The organism is Kitasatospora sp. Root107 (genome assembly GCF_001424875.1).
Lineage (GTDB): Bacteria > Actinomycetota > Actinomycetes > Streptomycetales > Streptomycetaceae > Kitasatospora.
This window is the reverse complement of sequence record NZ_LMCT01000073.1, coordinates 114,673-131,188: the sequence shown is the minus strand read 5'-3', so window position 1 is coordinate 131,188 and position 16,516 is coordinate 114,673. Positions and strand designations below refer to the sequence as shown.

Here is a 16,516-nt window from a genome sequence, read left to right as displayed (position 1 = left end):
CCTTTCAGAGGGCGAAGGTCGCGACGGCGGCGGCGGTGTCGGAGGGCCATTCGTTGCCGGTGACGGCCGGGTCGGGCTGTGGGCGGCCGGTGGTCAGGGTGTGCGCCTCGACCAGGGTGAGCGGGCCCGCGTACTGGACCTGGTCGATCCGGTCCTGCGGCTCCGGCTTGCTGCCGCGCTGCTTGCGGGTCGGTGACCAGGTCGCGCCGGGGGAGGCCACCGGGTCGGGGTGCGCGGCGCGGTAGGCGTCGGTCAGCCCGGCGTTCTGCAGGGCCACCGTCACCGGCCAGTTGAGGGGGTGTCCGGTGGCGGCCGTCCAGTCCAGGTGCGAGGGCGAGGCCAGCCCGGCGGCCAGCAGCACCGGGGCGCCGGTGGCGATGTCGGCCTTGACGGCGTTCGCCAGCGCGCTGGCCTGCTGGCCCCGGGTGGACGCGGCCTCGGCGGTTGTCACCTGAGCGGGCGTCTGGCCGTCCTGGATCGCGTACGGGCCGTACGCCGTCTCGTCCAGGTGCGCGCCCCAGAGCCGGACCGAACGGCCGCCCGGCAGCTGGACGGTGACGCCGACGGCGGGCAGTGCGGGGGTGGTCGCCGCGGTCAGCGGGTAGCGGCTGAGGATGCCCACGCTGCCGGCCGTCTGCTGGACGTACCAGCCGAGCGCGTTGGCCAGGGTCTGCGCGGCGGTGCCCGCCGTCTCCTGCAGGGCGACCACGTCCAGGCCCTGGGTGAGCACCACCCGGAGCTGCTTCTCCACCGGGTCGGTGAAGGCGAGGCCCGCGTTGGCCAGGTTCCAGGCCGCGACCTTCAGCCGGAGCGGCGCGGTGGCGGCCTGTACCGGCACCAGCAAGGTGAGCGTGTCGGTGTTGCCCGCCGTGTCCTTGGCCTCGACGGTGAGCACCGCCGGGTCCGCGAGCGCGGCCGCCGGGGCGGTGCCGGTGACCTGGCCGGCCGAGCTGACGGTCAGCCAGGACACCCCGCCGGTACGGCGGAAGGTGACCGCGCCCGCCGCCCTGACCCAGAGGCCGCCGAGCTTGACGCTGACTGCCGCGCCGGGCGCGACCGGGGTGGCAGTCAGCGCGTCCACCGCCAGGTGCGGGCGGACGGCGGCGGGCTTGGGCTTGAAGCTGAACGGTGCGCTCTGCGCCAGGATGCCGTAGCCGTCCTTGGCCAGCAGGTAGGCGGTGTACGGGCCGCCGGTCAGCGCCGAGGTGTCCAGCTGGACGTCACCCAAGGTACCCGGGGTGTACTTCCACAGCAGCGAGGAGCCGGTGCCGGGGAGCCGGGTGCCGTCGTAGATCCCGACCCAGTTCTTGGCGTCGGGGACATCGGTGGTCCAGTGGAAGGTGAGCCGGTCACCCTCGGTGGGGCTGGTCGGAGTGCTGAGCGCAAGCGTGCTGCCGGTCGCCACGGAGCTCCTGTCCGCCGCACCAACGCTGGTGCGGCTGGGTCGAGTTGGCTGTACAACTGACCCAATTCACTCTAGCCCCAGGGGACTTCGCGTGAACAGGACATGACGAAGCGACGTGAAGACCGCAAACTCAGTGACTGCTCCGGAGGTTGAGCACTACCACGCCGGTGATCACCAGTGCGATACCGATCCACTGCGGCTTGCCGAGCTGCTCGCCGAACGCCACCACGCCGATCGCCGCGACGGCGGCGGTGCCCGCGCCGGACCAGACGGCGTAGGCCACCGAGACCGGGATGTGCTTCAGCGCCCGGCCGAGCAGTACGAAGGAGAGCGTGTAGCCGAGCCCCACCCCGACGCTCGGCCACAACCGGCTGAAGCCCTCGGTGAGTTTGAGGCAGCTGGTGGCGCAGACCTCGCTGACTATGGCCAGCGCCAGCAGCAGGTACGGCATCAGCGCGGCCCGGTGAGCCCGGCCAGCAGGGCCAGGTCGGCCTGCTCCAGGCTGTCCAGCAGGGTGATCCGTTCGGCGGCGGCGATCGGCACGGCGGACGGTACGGCGAGCACCGCGCAGCCCGCCGCGTACGCCGAGGCGACCCCGGTCGGGGTGTCCTCGACCGCGACGCAGTCCGCCGGGTCCAGGCCGAGCCGGGCGGCGGCGGCCAGGTACGGGTCGGGCTCGGGCTTGGTGCGCGGGGTGTCCTCGGCGGCCAGCGTGACGGCGAACCAGTCCCGCCCCAGCGTGCCGAGCACCAGGTCGACCACCCGGCGGGGCGAGGCGGAGACCAGCGCGGTCGGCACGGCGGCGTCCCGCAGTTCGGCCAGCAGGGCCAGCGCACCGGGGCGGGGGATCACCTCGGCGGCCACCTTCTCGGTGAACGAGTCGTTCAGCCGCACCGCGAGCTCGAGCTCGCTCAGCGCGGTGCGGCTGGTGCGGTGCAGGTGCGCCGCGGTGTGCTCGACCGCCTGGCCGAGCACCTCGGGCAGGTCGGCGTCGGTCAGCACCAGGTCGAGCTCGGCCGCGCACTCGACGGCGGCCTGCCACCAGAGCTGCTCGGTGTCGACCAGGGTGCCGTCCATGTCGAACAGGACGGCGGCGGGCTTCTTGGCTTCAGGCGTGGTCTCAGGCATGGCTTCAGGCATGGCGGTACCTTCGGTGGTGGATCAGGCGGTGCGGCGGTCGACCAGCACCGGGCGGTCGGGCAGGGTGAGTTCGGCGTTGCTGCCGATCGGCAGCGCGGCGGCCGCCTCGGTCGGCAGGTCGGCCTTCACCTCGGTGCCGTCGGCCAACCGTACGGTCAGCCGGGTGACGCTGCCCAGGAACGAGGCGGACACCACCAGCGCGGGGCCGGTCGCCGAGGCGGTCAGGCCGACGTTCTCCGGCCGGACCAGGACGTCGAGTTCGCCGTCGTAGGGCAGCGTGCCGTCCACCGCGAAGGGCCGGCCGAGCAGCACCACGGAGTCGCCGGAGCGGACGCACGGGATCCGGCTCATGGTGCCGACGAACTCCGCGACGAACGCGGTGGCCGGACGGGCGTACAGCTCGGACGGGGTGGCGCACTGCTCCAGGCGGCCGGCCCGCAGCACAGCGACCCGGTCGGCCATCGACAGCGCCTCCTCCTGATCATGCGTCACGAACAGGGTGGTGATGCCCAACTCCTGCTGCAGGCGGCGGATCTCGTCCCGCAGGTTCAGCCGGACCTTGGCGTCCAGTGCGGAGAGCGGCTCGTCCAGCAGCAGCACGCGCGGCTGCAGGGCCAGCGCGCGGGCCAGCGCGATCCGCTGCTGCTGACCGCCGGAGAGCTGGTGCGGGTAGCGGTCGGCGTGCTGCGGCAGGCCGACCAGCTCCAGCAACTCCTGGGCGCGGCGGCGGCGTTCGGCCTTGCCGGCACCGCGCATCCGCAGGCCGAAGGCCACGTTGTCGGCGGCGCTCAGGTGCGGGAAGAGGCTGTAGGACTGGAACACCATGCCGGCGTCCCGGCGGTGCGCGGGCACCCCGGTGATGTCCTCGCCGTCCACCAGCACCTGGCCCGAGTCGTGCGACTCGAAGCCGGCCAGGATGCGCAGCGCGGTGGTCTTGCCGCAGCCGGACGGGCCCAGCAGGGCCACCAGCTCGCCCGGGTTGATGGTCAGGTCCAGGCCGTCCAGCGCGGTGGTGACCCCGAAGGACCGGCGCAGCGCCTTGAACTCGACGGTGGCGCCGACGGCCGTCTTCTTGTCAACAGTGGTGGTGCTCATGGGGGTTGTCTCCGCAGAATTCAGTGGGTGGTGGTGTTCCGGCGCCGCTCACGGCCGGCCGTGGACAGCAGGAGCAGCAGCACCCAGGTGATCAGCAGGCTCAGCACCGAGACCGCGACGGACATCTGGCCCTGGCTGTTGCCGACGGTGTAGATCCAGACCGCGAAGGGCTGGTAGCCCAGGATCGAAGAGGCGGTGAACTCGCCGAGGACCAGCGCCAGGGTCAGGAAGGAGGCGTTCAGCAGCGCGCCGCGCAGGTTCGGCAGCACGACCGTCAGCACCGCGCGCGGCCAGCTCGCCCCGCAGTTGCGGGCGGCCTCGACCAGGGTGCGGACGTCCACCGCGCGCAGCCCGGCGTCCAGCGCCCGGTAGGCCAGCGGCAGCGACATCAGCACGTACGCGATCACCAGCACCAGCGGGAACTTCGGGTCCTGGATGAACACCATGGTCTGGAAGAACGGAGTGTCCATCAGGTAGTCCGGGCCCCAGCGCAGCACCCCGATCAGACCGGCGGTGAGTGCCACCGGGGGCACCACCAGCGGGAGCGTGCAGACCACTTCGAGCACCGCGCGCAGCCGGGGCGAGCCGAGCCGGACCGCGATCAGCGCGGGCACCAGCAGGAGCAGCAGCACCACGACGGTGACGGCGGCCAGCTCGAGCGTGAGCACCAGGCTGTCGGTGAAGCCCGGCGCGCTCAACAGGCCGGTGTAGGCGGCGAAGTCGATGCCGTGGTTGGTGTCGAGGGAGAACCAGACCGAGGCCCCCATCGGCACCAGGAAGTACACCCCGGCCAGCAGCAGGACGAGGCCGCGCCACAGGCGCAGACGAGAGATCAGCTGAGCCATCGGGCGCTCCGGCGCTGGAGGGGGAGATAGACGGCCATCACCAGGACGGCGACCAGGATCATGTCCAGGCTGAGCGCGAGCGCCAGGTTGCCCTGCCCGACCAGCACGTTGCCGGAGAGCGCGTCCGCGATCGAACGGCTGATCAGCGGCACGGTGGCGCCGACCATCGCGGCCGCCGTGGCGTACGCGGCGAAGGCGCTGCCGAACAGCAGCACGAAGCCGCCGAGCAGCGAGGGGAACAGGATCGGCAGCGCGACGTGCCGCCAGTACTGGAAGCCGGTGGCCCGGTTGTTCTGCGCGGCCTCGCGCCACTGCACCCGCAGGCCGTCCAGCGCCGGGGTGACGGTGAGCACCATCAGCGGCACCAGGAAGTACAGGTACACCACGGTCAGGCCGGTGAACGAGTAGAGCGACCAGCCGTGGTCGGTCAGGTCGAACATCTCGGTGATCTCACCGGCGTTGCCGAGGGTGGCGACGAAGGCGAAGGCCAGCGGCAGGCCGCCGAAGTTGGCCAGCACACCGGAGGCGGTGAGCACCGCCTCGCGCAGCGCGCGGAACCGGGAGGTGACGACCGCCTGGGCGATCGGCAGGCCGATCAGGGTGGCGAGCAGCGCGGTCAGCGCGGAGAGCTTGACGCTGCTCCACAGGGCGGTCTGGTACGCGCCCTGGACCGAGTCGGTGAGGTTCGCCGTGGTGAACTCCCCGGCGCCGGCCTCGGCGTCGCTGGAGGCGGTGAACGCGCCGACCACGATCGCGACGGCCGGCAGGCCGAAGCCGACCAGGAAGAACAGCAGCAGCGGGACGGTGGCCAGCCAGGAGCCGCCGAGGCGGCGCAGCGACCGGACACGCTTGCGGGGGACGGGAGTTGCGGTGCGGACCCCCGCGCCGCCACTGATCATCTCAGTGGCGGCGGGGGTCGGCACCGGGGTGGGAGCCGTGGTCATTTCGGTGATCAGCCCGCGATCGCCTTGGTCCAGTTCTCGGTCACGACCTTCTTCGCGGCCGTGATCTGCTCCGGGGTCGGGAAGACGGTGAACGGCTTCTCGATCACGGGCAGCTTCGCCGCGGCGGCGGTGTCCAGGGTGCCGTCCTTCTTCAGCGCCTCGAACTGCGCCGGGTTGGCGTAGCCGCCCAGGAAGAGGTTCTGGCCCTCGACGCTGAACAGGTACTCCTGCCACAGGCGGGCGGCCGCCGGGTGCGGGGCGAACTTGTTGATGCCCTGGTTGTAGTACTGGGCGTAGCTGCCGTCGGCCGGGATCGCGACCTGCCACTCGATGCCCTTGGGCTTGAACTGGTCGGTGTAGCCGGCGTTCAGGTAGGACCAGTCGATCGAGATCGGGGTCTCACCCTTCTCGATGGTGGCCGGGGTGGACTCGACCGGGTTGAAGTTGCCGGACGCCTTCAGCTTGCCGAAGAAGTCGATGCCGGGCTGGATGTTGTCCAGCGAACCGCCGTTGGCCAGCGCGGCCGCCATGACGCCACCGAAGGCCGAGCCGGACTTGGTCGGGTTGCCGTTCAGCGCGACCTTGCCCTTGTACTCGGGCTTGAGCAGGTCGGCGAAGGTCTTCGGGCAGTTCGGGATCTTCTTGGCGTCGCAGCCGATCGAGATGTAGCCGCCGTAGTCGTTCACCCGGGCGCCGCTCGGGTCCTTCATGGTCTCGGCGACCTTGTCGAAGGTGGCCACCTTGTACGGGGCCAGCAGGCCGTCCTTGACCGCCTGGATGGCGAAGGCGCTGCCCAGGTCGACCACGTCGGGGGCGCGGTCCTGGCCCTTGCGGGAGGTGATCGCGTTGATCTCGTCCTGGCTGGAGCCGTCCGGGTTCTCCTCCTCGACCTCAATGCCGTACTTGGCCTTGAAGCCGTCGATGATCTTGCCGTAGTTCGCCCAGTCCCGGGGCAGCGTGATGACGTGCAGCTTGCCCTCCTTCTTGGCGGCGGCGATCAGGGCGTCCATGCCGCCGAGGTCGGCTGCGGAGGCGGCGTCCTTGGCCTCCTTGGTGCCCGCCTTCGGGGCGGCGTCACCGGACTTGGCGGTCGAGCCGGCCGAGCCGCAGGCCGACAGGGAGAGCGCGGCGGCGGTCAGCACGGCCGCGAGGGCGGCGGCACGGGAGCGGTGCGTGATCACGGGTGGATCTCCTGAGGAAGGGGAGTTCGCGAGGGAGGGGGCCAGCTGACGCTGTGCCAAGTTGGCCAGCCAACTTGGCTGCCGGAGGTAAGTACGCCGGAGTCCGGTGACGAGAAGGTGAACGGATGGCCCAGTACAGGGGGCGGCTGCGGGAACGGTGTCGTCCGACCCCTGCGTGGTGATCAGCAGCGGCTACAGTCGGTGGCGTCCGTGCACCATCTGGGTGGACAGGACACCGCGCAGGGAAGGACTTTGACGCACGTGGCACTCGACCAGGACCGCGCCGCCGGCTCGCTCTACCGCAAGGTGGCCGCCGACCTGCGGGAAGCCATCACCTCCGGCTCCTACGGCGACGCCGGCCGGCTGCCCGCCGAGGGCGCCCTGGCCGAGCAGTACAGCGTCTCCCGGGGCACCGTCCGCCAGGCCCTGGCCGTGCTGCGCGCCGACGGACTGGTCACCTCCCGTCGCGGCACCCGCCGGGTGGTGCTCGGCACCGCCCGGGTGCAGAGCTTCTCCGAACTGCTCTCCTTCACCCACTGGGCCCGCTCGATGGGCGAGGAGCCCGGCGGCCGGCTGGAGTCCCTGGTCCGCCGCCCCGCCGACGCCGCCGAACGCGAACAGCTCCGCCTGGAGCCCGGCTCCGAGGTCTACGTGACGCTCCGGCTGCGCACCCTCTCCGGCACTCCCGTGATGGTGGAACGAACGGTCTACCCACCCCTGGTCGGTGAGTTGGTCGCCCAGCTCCCCCCGGACGTGGTCTCCCACACCGAGCCCCTGCGCGAACACGGCATCCTCTTCACCGACGCCGACCACACCATCGACGTGGTCGCCGCCAACGCCGACGACGCCCGCCTCCTCACCTGCCGCCGCGGCAGCCCCCTGCTCCGCGAGAAGCGCCGAACCACCGACCCCACCGGCACCCCGGTCGAGTGGTCCCAGGACCGTTACCTCCCCGGCACGGTCGCCTTCAGCATCCACAACTCGCTGGCCTCCTCCGCTCTTTCACGCCACGCCCGCGAGAGCGACTAGGCACACTGTGCATGGTCAGGCACTTTCGCAATGACCCGCACGCCAGATCTCCTCGCAGTTCCCCGAGCCCCTGACCGTAGATACCTGAGCACCTGCGCAAGCTCAGCCCAGAACGCGGGCCAGCAGCGGCCGGAAGTGGTCGAAGTCCGGGGTGACCGCGTCGGCGTCCTTCGCCTGGTCGTCCCAGCGCCGGACGGTGACTGCGTCGGCGGCCCCCGGAAGGGCGGCGAAAGTGGCGGCCTCCTCGTCCGTCATCGGCCCGCCCTGGACCTGGAGGGTGAAGACCGAGGCCTCGGAGAGCAGCGCCAGGTAGCTGGGATCCACCGCACACAGGTACCGCTTGGCGGCCACGTGCAGCTGGATCGGGCCGGTCACCTCGGGGCCGAACCACCGCGCGAGCCAGTCCGCACCGGTGTGGCTGTGCCGGTTGTCCTGACCTGCCATCAGCTCCAGGCCGGAGCCGCCGAAGTGGCCGACGTCGTGCAGCAGGGCGGCGGCCACCAGGTGGTCGGGTGCGCCGGCCGCTTCGGCCAGTGCGCCGCACTGGAGCATGTGCTCGGCCATCGTGACGGCCTCGCCGAGGTACTCCCCGGCACCCTCGGCCGCGAACAGCCCGGCGATCGTGTCGATCGCGGCGGCCCGCCGGTCCAGTACCGCGAGCGTGGAGGCGAGCGAGTCCAGGTCGGCGTAGCAGCCCTGCAGGTGCCGGGCGCCGTCCTGCTCGAAGGCGGTCCTGGCGTGCAGCAGGCGGGTGTTGTCGAAGATCAGGCAGTCGCCGGGCCCGAGCCGGAACTCCAGCTGCAGCTCAGGCCGCAGGGTGATCTCCGCGAACCGCCGGTACGCCCGGTAGAACGCCTCGACGTCACCGTCCCGCAGGGTGCCGATGGAACGGTTGTTGAACCGCACCTCGCGGATCCGCCCCAGCGGGTCGACCTCGATCAGCGGCCGGTCGGCCCGCAGCTCGGTGCCCCGGTCGCGGAACACGAACGGCACCGGCGTACCGGTGAGCACCGCGAAGTCCGCCGGGTGCTCGGCCCGCAGCGTGGCCGCCGCCCGGAAGCCGTCCACCAGGCCGGAGTCGCCGCCCTCGGACTCGTTGCGCAGGCAGTGCAGCAGCTGCAGGGTGGGCACCGGGTCGCGGTAGGGGTTGTCGGTGTGCGGGGCGATCGCCACGTTGGTGAAGGCCAGGTTGTTGGCATCGGCCTCGACCCGGACGTCGAACAGCTCGCCGTAGTTGGTCGCCCGGACGTACCCGAAGGTCCCGGCCACCGCCAGCACCTGCCGCTCGACCGCCGGCACCTCCCGCAGCAGCGCGAAGCCGAACCGCCGCACCGCGCCCAGCACCGCTGCCCGCTCGGCCGGTTCGGCCACGTACGCGGACCAGTCCGCCTCCGGCAGCCCGCCCGCGAAGTCCGCGACGGCCCAGAGCGGCTTGCCCTGCTCGGTCCGGCCGTCGTCACCGCCGTCTCCCGCGAGGAAGTCGACCGGGTAGCGCGAGGAGTGCCCGTCCGACCACTCCACCGCCAGCACGCCGTCGGCCTCCGCCGAGTGACCGATCGTCAGATCGCCGGGCAGGTCGGTGATCTGGAACAGCTTCTGCCCCGTGCGTGGGTCGCGGCAGTCGGTGCAGGGGCAGTTGTCGCGCAGCCAGTACGGCGAGAGAGTCATCGGAACGTCCTCCTGAGGCAGAAGTTGTACATACAACTCTGACTGCCGAAGGTGACCGCCCAGAGGCCGGGAAACGAACAACGACCGACGGGCGCCCCTCCGGAAGGAGAGGCGCCCGTCGGCCGTAGGAAGGGTCAGGCGCGGTACGAGGCCCAGGAGTTGTTCATCCGGGTGACCTGGCCCGGGGTGAACTGGGTCATGCAGGAGTCGTAGGTGTAGTCCATGAAGTTCTTGATCGGGTCCAGGCCCGGCTTGCTGGTGCAGGTGTCCCGGCCGGTCGGGCACTCGAAGGCCGCGCTCTTCTCGGCGGGGGTGTCGGAGACGTAGTCGCCGTTGCCGTTACAGCCGCCCTGGAAGGTGTGGTAGAGCCCCATCCAGTGGCCGACCTCGTGGGTGGCGGTGTCGCCCTCGTTGTAGTTGGTCGCCGAGCCGCCGGGCAGCGAGGCGTCCAGCATGACCACGCCGTCGTCCGACGGGTTCGAGTTGTAGGAGCTCGGGAAGGTGGCCCAGCCCAGCAGGCTCTGGCCGAGCTTGGCGGTGTAGATGTTCAGCGCGTTGGCGCCGCCCTTGCGCAGGGTGCTCTTCATGCTCTTCTCGGCGGTGGAGCCCGGCGTGATGCCGTTGTACCAGGTCGAGTTGTCGGTGTAGTCGGTGGCGACCAGGGAGAACGAGAACGGGGTCGCGGTGTTACCGGTGCCCTGGCCGCCGTAGGCCGCGTTCAGCACGGCTATCTGCTTGCTGATGTCGGTCGAGGTGAGCTTCCCGGTGGTGCCGCTGTGCACCACGTGGAAGTAGACCGGGATGCTGGTGGCCGCCAGCGAGCCGCCCGCGAGCAGCTGCTGACCCTGCGCCGACTTGCGCAGCTGGGTGACCTTCGCGTTCAGGTCGGCGTCCATCGCCTTGGCCTGGGCGTCGGTCAGCGCGTTCGGCTCGGCGGCGTGACCGCCCTTGACCTGACGGGCCGAGGCGTTCTCCCCGGCCTGGTCGGAGGCGCACGCGGCGGCACTCGGCACACCCAGCGCACCGATCGAGGAGGGTACGGCGAACTGACCTGCGGTCAGCAGCCCGGCGATGGCGGCGACGCTCAGCAGCCGGCTCGAGGTGTGGGCAAGGGAAAGGACAGGACGACGCATCTGCTCTCCTGGTGAAGCCGTGGGGGTCGGCGGTGAGGGGCCGCCGAGCAGAGAGGCTACGCAGCATCGGCGTGCACGCGTCATACCTGAACCGGCCGTAAAATATCCTGCCCGACCGCCCCCGCCCCGCAGATCCTCCCTGGTGAGTCCCCTGCCGCACACAGGTGTTACCGCCACGCAACACCACGCGTTGTCCGAAAATCGCCCCTGCACCCGGCCGAACGGACGGTCAGGAGCCCCAGGCAGCCAGCAGTTCGCGTGCGCCGAGGTGAAGATCGGGTCGGACCTCGGAGTGGACACCGGCGGGGCAGACGGTGATCAGCCGCGCGTCGGCTGCTTCCGGGACCACCGACCGTGCGACGGCCAGGTGGTTCAACTCCGCTGCGGTGACCTGCTTCCGCTCCCGCCACTTGACGGTGCCAACGGCCGACACCCGACGGGTCCGGGCGATCCGCGCCACGATGTCGAACTCGTTCGCGTTGTCGCGGGTCCACCAACTGCCGATCTCCTCGGCGCCGTCGAGGACGGGGAGGTCGGGGCGGAGCCGACGGAGCGCCTCGTGGACCAGGGGTTCGATCGCCTTGCCCCGCCAGGTCGTCCAGTCCCGCTCGAAGACGTCGATGGCGATGTCGGCCCGGCCACGCGCGATCTGCGGCACCTGCTGCTCCACGAAACGGAACCAGAATCGCAGGTACGGGTCCTCGATCCGGTAGCGCTTCAGGCGGCCCTTCGGCGGCGCGCCGACCGGCGTGTCCGTGACCACGACACCCTTCTGCTCGGTGAGCGTGCGCAGGGCGCGGGTTGTCGCGGTCTGCGCGGTGCCGCCCTCCTCGGGCAGTCGGCCGACGATCTGCGAGAAGGCGGCCACGCCCACCTCGTGCCCTCCTATGGCGGACAACACCCGGCGCGCCTGCGGCCCCTCGGGGAATTCCGCCTCGAGTGTTCGTTGGCCCGCCACCACCAGACTGCTGTTCTCGTCGGAAAGCTCCTGCCGGACGAACTCCCGCACGCCCCCCACTCGTGCGCACTCGAGCAGCAGACGCGGGTAGCCGCCGGTGACGAGGTGGGCGTCGAAGGCGTCCACCGGGGCATGGCCCGAGCCGAGGGCCTCCGCGCACTCCGCAGGATCGAACGGGTGGATCAGCAGGTCGCGGGCTCGGCCGAACAGTGGGCGGTCGTGCTCGGTCAGTCGTTCCATCATGGTGACGTCCGAGCCGATCAGGACGAGCAGGATCGGGCTCTGTTCGAGGCGACGGTCCCAGGCGTTCTGGAGAGCTCCTTCCAGCGTCGGGTCGGTTGCGGCGGCCCAGGGGAACTCGTCGAGGATCACGACGGTCGGGGTGTGTGCGGCGGAGAGCGCGATCCGCCCGAGCGCGTCCGACCAGGAAGAGGGCGGTGCGGCGAAGAGGGTGTCCGCTTCCGGAAGCCGGATGCGCGAGGTGGCCAGGTCGGAGGTGAGGGTCTGCAACTGCCCGGCCGGATCCGCGTTCTTCACCGCTGTGAAGTAGAGATACGGGAGTCCGGACTGCTCGACGAAGCGAGTGAACAGACGGGACTTTCCCACCTGGCGTCGCCCCCGGACCGCCAGCATTCGGCCCGTGCCCTGGTCGCGGATGGCATCGAGGTGTCCGGAAAGCTGCCGGAGGACAGCCTGGCGCCCGTAGAAGCTCATGGTCCGCTCAACATGCAGTCGATTAACATACCGCCAAGTATCATACATCGGCGTTTGTTATTCTACGTGACCAGATGATCCCAGTCGGTCAGGTGGAGCTGCGGACCACCAGTTCGGTCGGGAGGATCACCGTGGAGGGGTCGTCGCCGGCGATCTGGGCCAGCAGCAGGCGGACCATCTCCTCGCTGATCCGGTCCCAGGGCTGCCTTATCGTCGTGAGCGGGGGTCGGGCGGCGAGGGCGGCGGGGGAGTCGTCGAAGCCGCCGACGGCCACGTCGTCGGGGACGGTGCGGCCGGCTCGGGTGAGGGCGGTGAGGGCGCCTTCGGCCATCAGGTCGGAGGCGACGAACAGGGCGTCCAGGTCCGGGGCCTGGGTGAGCAGCCGGTCGGTGGCGGTCTCGCCGCTGGTGCGGCTGTAGTCGCCCTCGGCGACCAGGCGGTCGTCGTACGGGATGCCGTACTCGGCCAGCACCTCGCGGTAGCCGGCCAGCCGCTCGACGCCGCCCGGGGTGTCCTGCGGGCCGGTCACGGTGGCGACCCGGCGGCGGCCGGAGTCCAGCAGGTGACGGACCATCTCCTTGGCGCCCTCCCGGTCGTCGGCCGCCACGTATGCGAGCCGGCCGCGGTGGCCGAGCGGTTTGCCGCAGGAGACGACGGGGAGTTCGGCCTGCCGGAGCTCGGCCAGGATCGGGTTGCCGGCGTGCGAGGAGACCAGTAGGACGCCGTCCGCGTGACCGGCCGCCAGGTAGCGGGTGACCCGGCGGCGTTCGGCCTCGTTGCCCGCCGTCATCAGGATCAGCGGGATGTCGTGGTCGGCCAGTGCGGCCGTGCAACCCCGCAGCAGGGTCACGAAGTTGGGGTCCTCGAAGAAGCGCTCCTGCGGCTCGGTGAGCAGGAAGGCGACCGAGCCCGAGCGCTGGGTGACCAGGCTGCGCGCGGCCCGGTTGACCACGTAACCGAGCTTTCTGATCGCGGCGTTCACGGCCTCCAGGGCAGCGGGGCTGACGTTGTGTCCGCCCTGGAGGACGCGGGAGACGGTGCCGCGCGAGACGCCGGCCTCGGCGGCGACGTCGTGGATGGTGGGCGGACGCCGGGTGCGGCCGGTCCTGCCATGGGGCGCGGGTTCCGTCATGGGTGGTTCCTCAACAGATGAAGCTGGCGGACAGTCAGGACTTTACGGCGCCGGAGAGCAGATCGATGCGCCAGTAACGCTGGAGTCCCAGGAAGAGTGCGATCAGCGGGACGATCGAGAGCAGCGCCCCGGTGATCACCAGGGTGTACAGCGCGGGGGCGTTGGCGCCCTGTTGGAGCAGCGAGTACAGACCCACCGTGACCGGGAACTTCGAGTCGTCGCCGAGCATGATGTACGGCAGCAGGAAGTTGTTCCAGATCGCCACGAACTGGAACAGGAAGACGGTCACCAGACCGGGCACCATCATCGGCAGCGCGACACTGCGGAACAGCCGGAACTCCCGTGCGCCGTCCACCCGGGCGGCCTCCACCACCTCGTCCGGGATCGCGGCGGCGGCGTAGATCCGGGCCAGGTAGATGCCGTACGGGCTGAGGATGCTGGGCAGCAGCACCGACCAGTAGCTGTCGGCCAGACCCGCCTCGGCCATCAGCAGGTACTGCGGGATGGCCAGCGTGATCGGCGGCATCAGCACCCCGGCGAGCAGGATGCTGAACAGTGCGTTCCGGCCCCGGAAGCGGTACTTGGCCAGCGCGTAGCCGGTCACGCCGGAGAGTGCGGCGGAGAGCAGTGCGCCGAAGCCCGCGTACAGCGCGGAGTTGAGCATCCAGCGCCAGTAGACGCCGTCCCGGTAGGCGGACAGCTCGGACAGGTTGTCCAGGAAGCCGGAGCCCGGGGCGAAGGTGAAGGTGGTGAACAGCTCCTGGCCGTTCTTGGTCGAGGCCATCACCACCCAGATGATCGGGACCAGACAGTAGACCGCGCCGAGCAGCAGGATCAGGGTGGGTATCCACCGGGTCGACTTGGTACGCATCAGCTGCCCCCGTCGGTGCGCTTGTTGACCAGCTTGAGGAAGCCGAAGGAGAGGATCAGGGTGGCGACCGCGATGACCACCGAGGTGGCGGCGGCGGAGTAGATGTCGCCCTGGATGAAGGCGTCCCGGTAGACCTTCATCAGCGGGCTCCAGGTGGAGCTGAGCGCGTTGGTCATCGGCTTGAGCGTCATCGGCTCGCTGAACACCTGCAGGGTGGCGATCATCGAGAAGAAGAAGGTCAGCACCAGTGAGGGCAGCACCATCGGGATCTTGATCTTCAGGGCGATCTTCAGCTCCGAGCAGCCGTCCAGCCGGGCCGCCTCGTACAGCTCGACCGGGATGGACCGGAGCGAGGTGTAGATGACGATCATGTTGAAGCCGGTGCCGCCCCAGACCGCGATGTTGGCCAGCGCCACGAAGAGGCCGTTGCCGGAGAGCAGGTCGGGCCCCTCCATCCCGGCCTTGGTGAGCAGGAAGTAGCCGGGGCTGACGGTCGGCAGGTAGAGGAAGCCCCAGAGCAGCGAGGCCACGATGCCGGGCACCGCGTACGGCAGGAAGATCGCCAGCCGGGAGAACGCGCCGAACCGGATCGCCGGGGTGTCGAGCAGCAGCGCGAAGAACAGTGCGGCGCCGAGCATCGCGGGCACCAGCAGCGCTCCGTAGACCAGGGTCCGCCCGGCGCCGCCGAGCAGTTCGGGGTCGCTCAGCGCGGAGGTGTAGTTGCCGAGGCCGGCCCAGATCTCGGTGCGGGCACCGGAGCCGAGGCCGAGTCCCTTGACCCGCACCGCGCGGAAGCTCAGGTAGATCGCGTAACCGATCGGCAGGGCGAAGAACAGCGAGAACAGCAGGGTGGCGGGGGCCAGGAAGGCGTACGGGGCGAGTCGCCTGGTCGGCCTGGGCTGCGGGGGCGCCATGGCGGTCCTTGGGTTCGGGAGGACGCCCGGGGCTGACGCTCGGTCAGCCCCGGGCCTGGTCAACTGGCCGGTCAGCCTTCGGTCTTGAAGCCGTTCTTCTTCAGGTCCGCGACGGTGGCCTGCTGCATCGCGGTCAGCGCGGCCGAGAAGTCGCCCTTGTCCTGGGCGGCCTTGCCGAAGGCGTCCTTGAAGGTGGAGTAGGCGACGTTGACGTTCGGGCCCCAGGCGGCGGCCGCGGTGCCCTTGGCGATCTCGGCGGCCTTCGGGTAGAAGTCCGCCTGGTTGGCGAAGAACGCCGGGGGAACGGCCAGCGCGGAGCCGGTCTGGGCGGTGGTGGCGGCCGGGTAGATGCCCGCCTCCTTGACCAGCGCGGTGACGGCGGTCGGGTCGGTGTTCAGCCAGGAGGCGAACTGGGCGGCGGCGTCGGCGTGCCCGGCCTTCTTGGCGCCGGTGGTGACGCCGGTGGTGGAGCCGCCCCAGCTGCCGGTGACGGTCTCGCCGGCGTTCCACTGCGGCAGCGGGGCCATCGCCCACTTGCCCTTGGTGTCCGGAGCGGAGCTGTCGAAGACGCCGGGCGCCCAGACCGCGCTGACCCAGGCGATCTGGCTGCCGTCGTTCAGCGCCTTGCTCCAGGCCGGGGTGTACATCGGCTGGTTGTCGACGGCGCCCTCCTTGACCAGGCCGCCCCAGAAGTCGGCGACCTTCTTGGTGGCCGCGTCGTCGATGCCGACCTTCCAGGTCTCGCCGGAGGCGGTCCACCACTTGGCCCCGGCCTGCTGGGCCAGCCCGGCGAACAGGCCGGAGTCGTTGGCGGAGAAGGTGGTGAGCGCCTTGCTCGGGTCCTTCTGCTTCAACTGGCGGGCCGCGTCGGCGAACTCGGCCCAGGTGGTGGGCACCTTGAGGCCGTACTGCTGGAACATGTCCGTGCGGTAGTAGAGCGCCAGCGGGGCGGTGTCCTGCGGGATCGCGTAGACGGCGTCGGTACCGAGTGAGACCTGCTGCCAGACGCCGGCGGCGAACTGGCTCTTCACCGCACCGGCCTGCTTGGAGATGTCGGCCAGCACGTCGTTGGAGACCAGCGTCGGCAGCGCCTGGAACTCGGCCTGCACCAGGTCGGGGGCGTTGCCGGCCTTGGCGGCGGTGATGGTCTTGGTGACCAGGTCGTCGCCGCTGGCCTGCTTCTGCACGCTCACCTGGATGTCGGGGTGGCCCTGGTTCCAGAGCGCCACGACCTTGTCCATGTTCGGGGTCCAGGACCAGAAGGTCAGGTTCACCGGGCCGGTGGCGGCCTTGGGCTCGTCGGAGCCGGCGGAGCTGGAGCAGGCGGCGAGCGCGAGCACGCCGGTGAGAGCGAGGGCGGCCGGGGCGAGGGCGCGACGGTTCATGGGGATCCTCCCGAGGATCACTGCTGCAGGGGGAGAAGCGGGGGCAGTCGGAGCGGGTGGGGGCCGCGATCATCGACTGTGCACGTTCACAGTACGGAAACC

Annotated in this window: 15 protein-coding genes; 1 reads left to right on the top strand and 14 read right to left on the bottom strand. The window is 70.7% G+C overall.

The window, feature by feature from the left end; genetic code table 11:
- Positions 1-4: 4 nt before the first annotated feature.
- The 7 genes from ASC99_RS36190 to ASC99_RS36160 all read right to left on the bottom strand — a co-directional run bounded on the left by ASC99_RS36190 (position 5) and on the right by ASC99_RS36160 (position 6,610).
- Positions 5-1,405 (bottom strand): endonuclease/exonuclease/phosphatase family protein, encoded by a 1,401-nt coding sequence (locus ASC99_RS36190; RefSeq protein WP_057240258.1) that lies wholly within the window; start codon positions 1,403-1,405, stop codon positions 5-7.
- A 130-nt stretch (positions 1,406-1,535) separates the two neighbouring features.
- Positions 1,536-1,856: a multidrug efflux SMR transporter gene (locus tag ASC99_RS36185; RefSeq protein ID WP_057240256.1), complete on the bottom strand. Its 321-nt coding sequence runs from the start codon at positions 1,854-1,856 to the stop codon at positions 1,536-1,538.
- Positions 1,856-2,533, bottom strand: a complete 678-nt coding sequence (locus ASC99_RS36180) for an HAD family phosphatase (RefSeq protein WP_057240254.1) — start codon at positions 2,531-2,533, stop codon at positions 1,856-1,858. Before ASC99_RS36180 ends, ASC99_RS36185 begins: the two co-directional genes overlap by 1 nt.
- Before the next feature lie 33 nt (positions 2,534-2,566).
- Entirely contained in the window at positions 2,567-3,640 is a 1,074-nt protein-coding gene (locus ASC99_RS36175) for an ABC transporter ATP-binding protein (RefSeq protein ID WP_057240252.1), read from the bottom strand.
- A gap of 20 nt (positions 3,641-3,660) precedes the next feature.
- Positions 3,661-4,485, bottom strand: a complete 825-nt coding sequence (locus tag ASC99_RS36170; RefSeq protein ID WP_200948520.1) for an ABC transporter permease — start codon at positions 4,483-4,485, stop codon at positions 3,661-3,663.
- A complete protein-coding gene (locus ASC99_RS36165) occupies positions 4,473-5,384 on the bottom strand; it encodes an ABC transporter permease subunit (RefSeq protein ID WP_057240404.1) in 912 nt (303 codons plus the stop codon). Before ASC99_RS36165 ends, ASC99_RS36170 begins: the two co-directional genes overlap by 13 nt.
- A 53-nt stretch (positions 5,385-5,437) precedes the next feature.
- Entirely contained in the window at positions 5,438-6,610 is a 1,173-nt protein-coding gene (locus tag ASC99_RS36160) for an ABC transporter substrate-binding protein (RefSeq protein ID WP_057240250.1), read from the bottom strand.
- A 261-nt stretch (positions 6,611-6,871) separates the two neighbouring features.
- Here ASC99_RS36160 and ASC99_RS36155 point away from each other — a divergent pair, with 261 nt between their 5' ends.
- Positions 6,872-7,639, top strand: coding sequence for a GntR family transcriptional regulator (locus ASC99_RS36155; protein WP_057240248.1), 768 nt, complete (start codon positions 6,872-6,874; stop codon positions 7,637-7,639).
- A 102-nt stretch (positions 7,640-7,741) separates the two neighbouring features.
- On the opposite strand, the gene ASC99_RS36150 is transcribed toward ASC99_RS36155, so the two are convergent.
- The 7 genes from ASC99_RS36150 to ASC99_RS36120 all read right to left on the bottom strand — a co-directional run bounded on the left by ASC99_RS36150 (position 7,742) and on the right by ASC99_RS36120 (position 16,414).
- A complete protein-coding gene (locus ASC99_RS36150; RefSeq protein ID WP_057240246.1) occupies positions 7,742-9,307 on the bottom strand; it encodes a phosphonate degradation HD-domain oxygenase in 1,566 nt (521 codons plus the stop codon).
- A gap of 134 nt (positions 9,308-9,441) precedes the next feature.
- Positions 9,442-10,440: a zinc metalloprotease gene (locus tag ASC99_RS36145; RefSeq protein ID WP_057240244.1), complete on the bottom strand. Its 999-nt coding sequence runs from the start codon at positions 10,438-10,440 to the stop codon at positions 9,442-9,444.
- A gap of 229 nt (positions 10,441-10,669) precedes the next feature.
- On the bottom strand, positions 10,670-12,112 hold the full coding sequence (locus ASC99_RS36140; protein WP_057241156.1) for an ATP-binding protein: 1,443 nt from the start codon (positions 12,110-12,112) through the stop codon (positions 10,670-10,672).
- Between the two features lie 88 nt (positions 12,113-12,200).
- Complete coding sequence (locus ASC99_RS36135) at positions 12,201-13,244, bottom strand: LacI family DNA-binding transcriptional regulator (RefSeq protein ID WP_057240241.1); 1,044 nt, start codon at positions 13,242-13,244, stop codon at positions 12,201-12,203.
- A 34-nt stretch (positions 13,245-13,278) separates the two neighbouring features.
- Positions 13,279-14,115, bottom strand: a complete 837-nt coding sequence (locus tag ASC99_RS36130) for a carbohydrate ABC transporter permease (RefSeq protein ID WP_057240240.1) — start codon at positions 14,113-14,115, stop codon at positions 13,279-13,281.
- Positions 14,115-15,029 carry a carbohydrate ABC transporter permease gene (locus ASC99_RS36125; protein ID WP_057240238.1) on the bottom strand — a complete coding sequence of 305 codons (915 nt, stop codon included), beginning with the start codon at positions 15,027-15,029 and terminating at the stop codon, positions 14,115-14,117. Before ASC99_RS36125 ends, ASC99_RS36130 begins: the two co-directional genes overlap by 1 nt.
- Before the next feature lie 71 nt (positions 15,030-15,100).
- Positions 15,101-16,414 (bottom strand): ABC transporter substrate-binding protein, encoded by a 1,314-nt coding sequence (locus ASC99_RS36120; RefSeq protein ID WP_057240237.1) that lies wholly within the window; start codon positions 16,412-16,414, stop codon positions 15,101-15,103.
- Between the last annotated feature and the right edge of the window lie 102 nt (positions 16,415-16,516).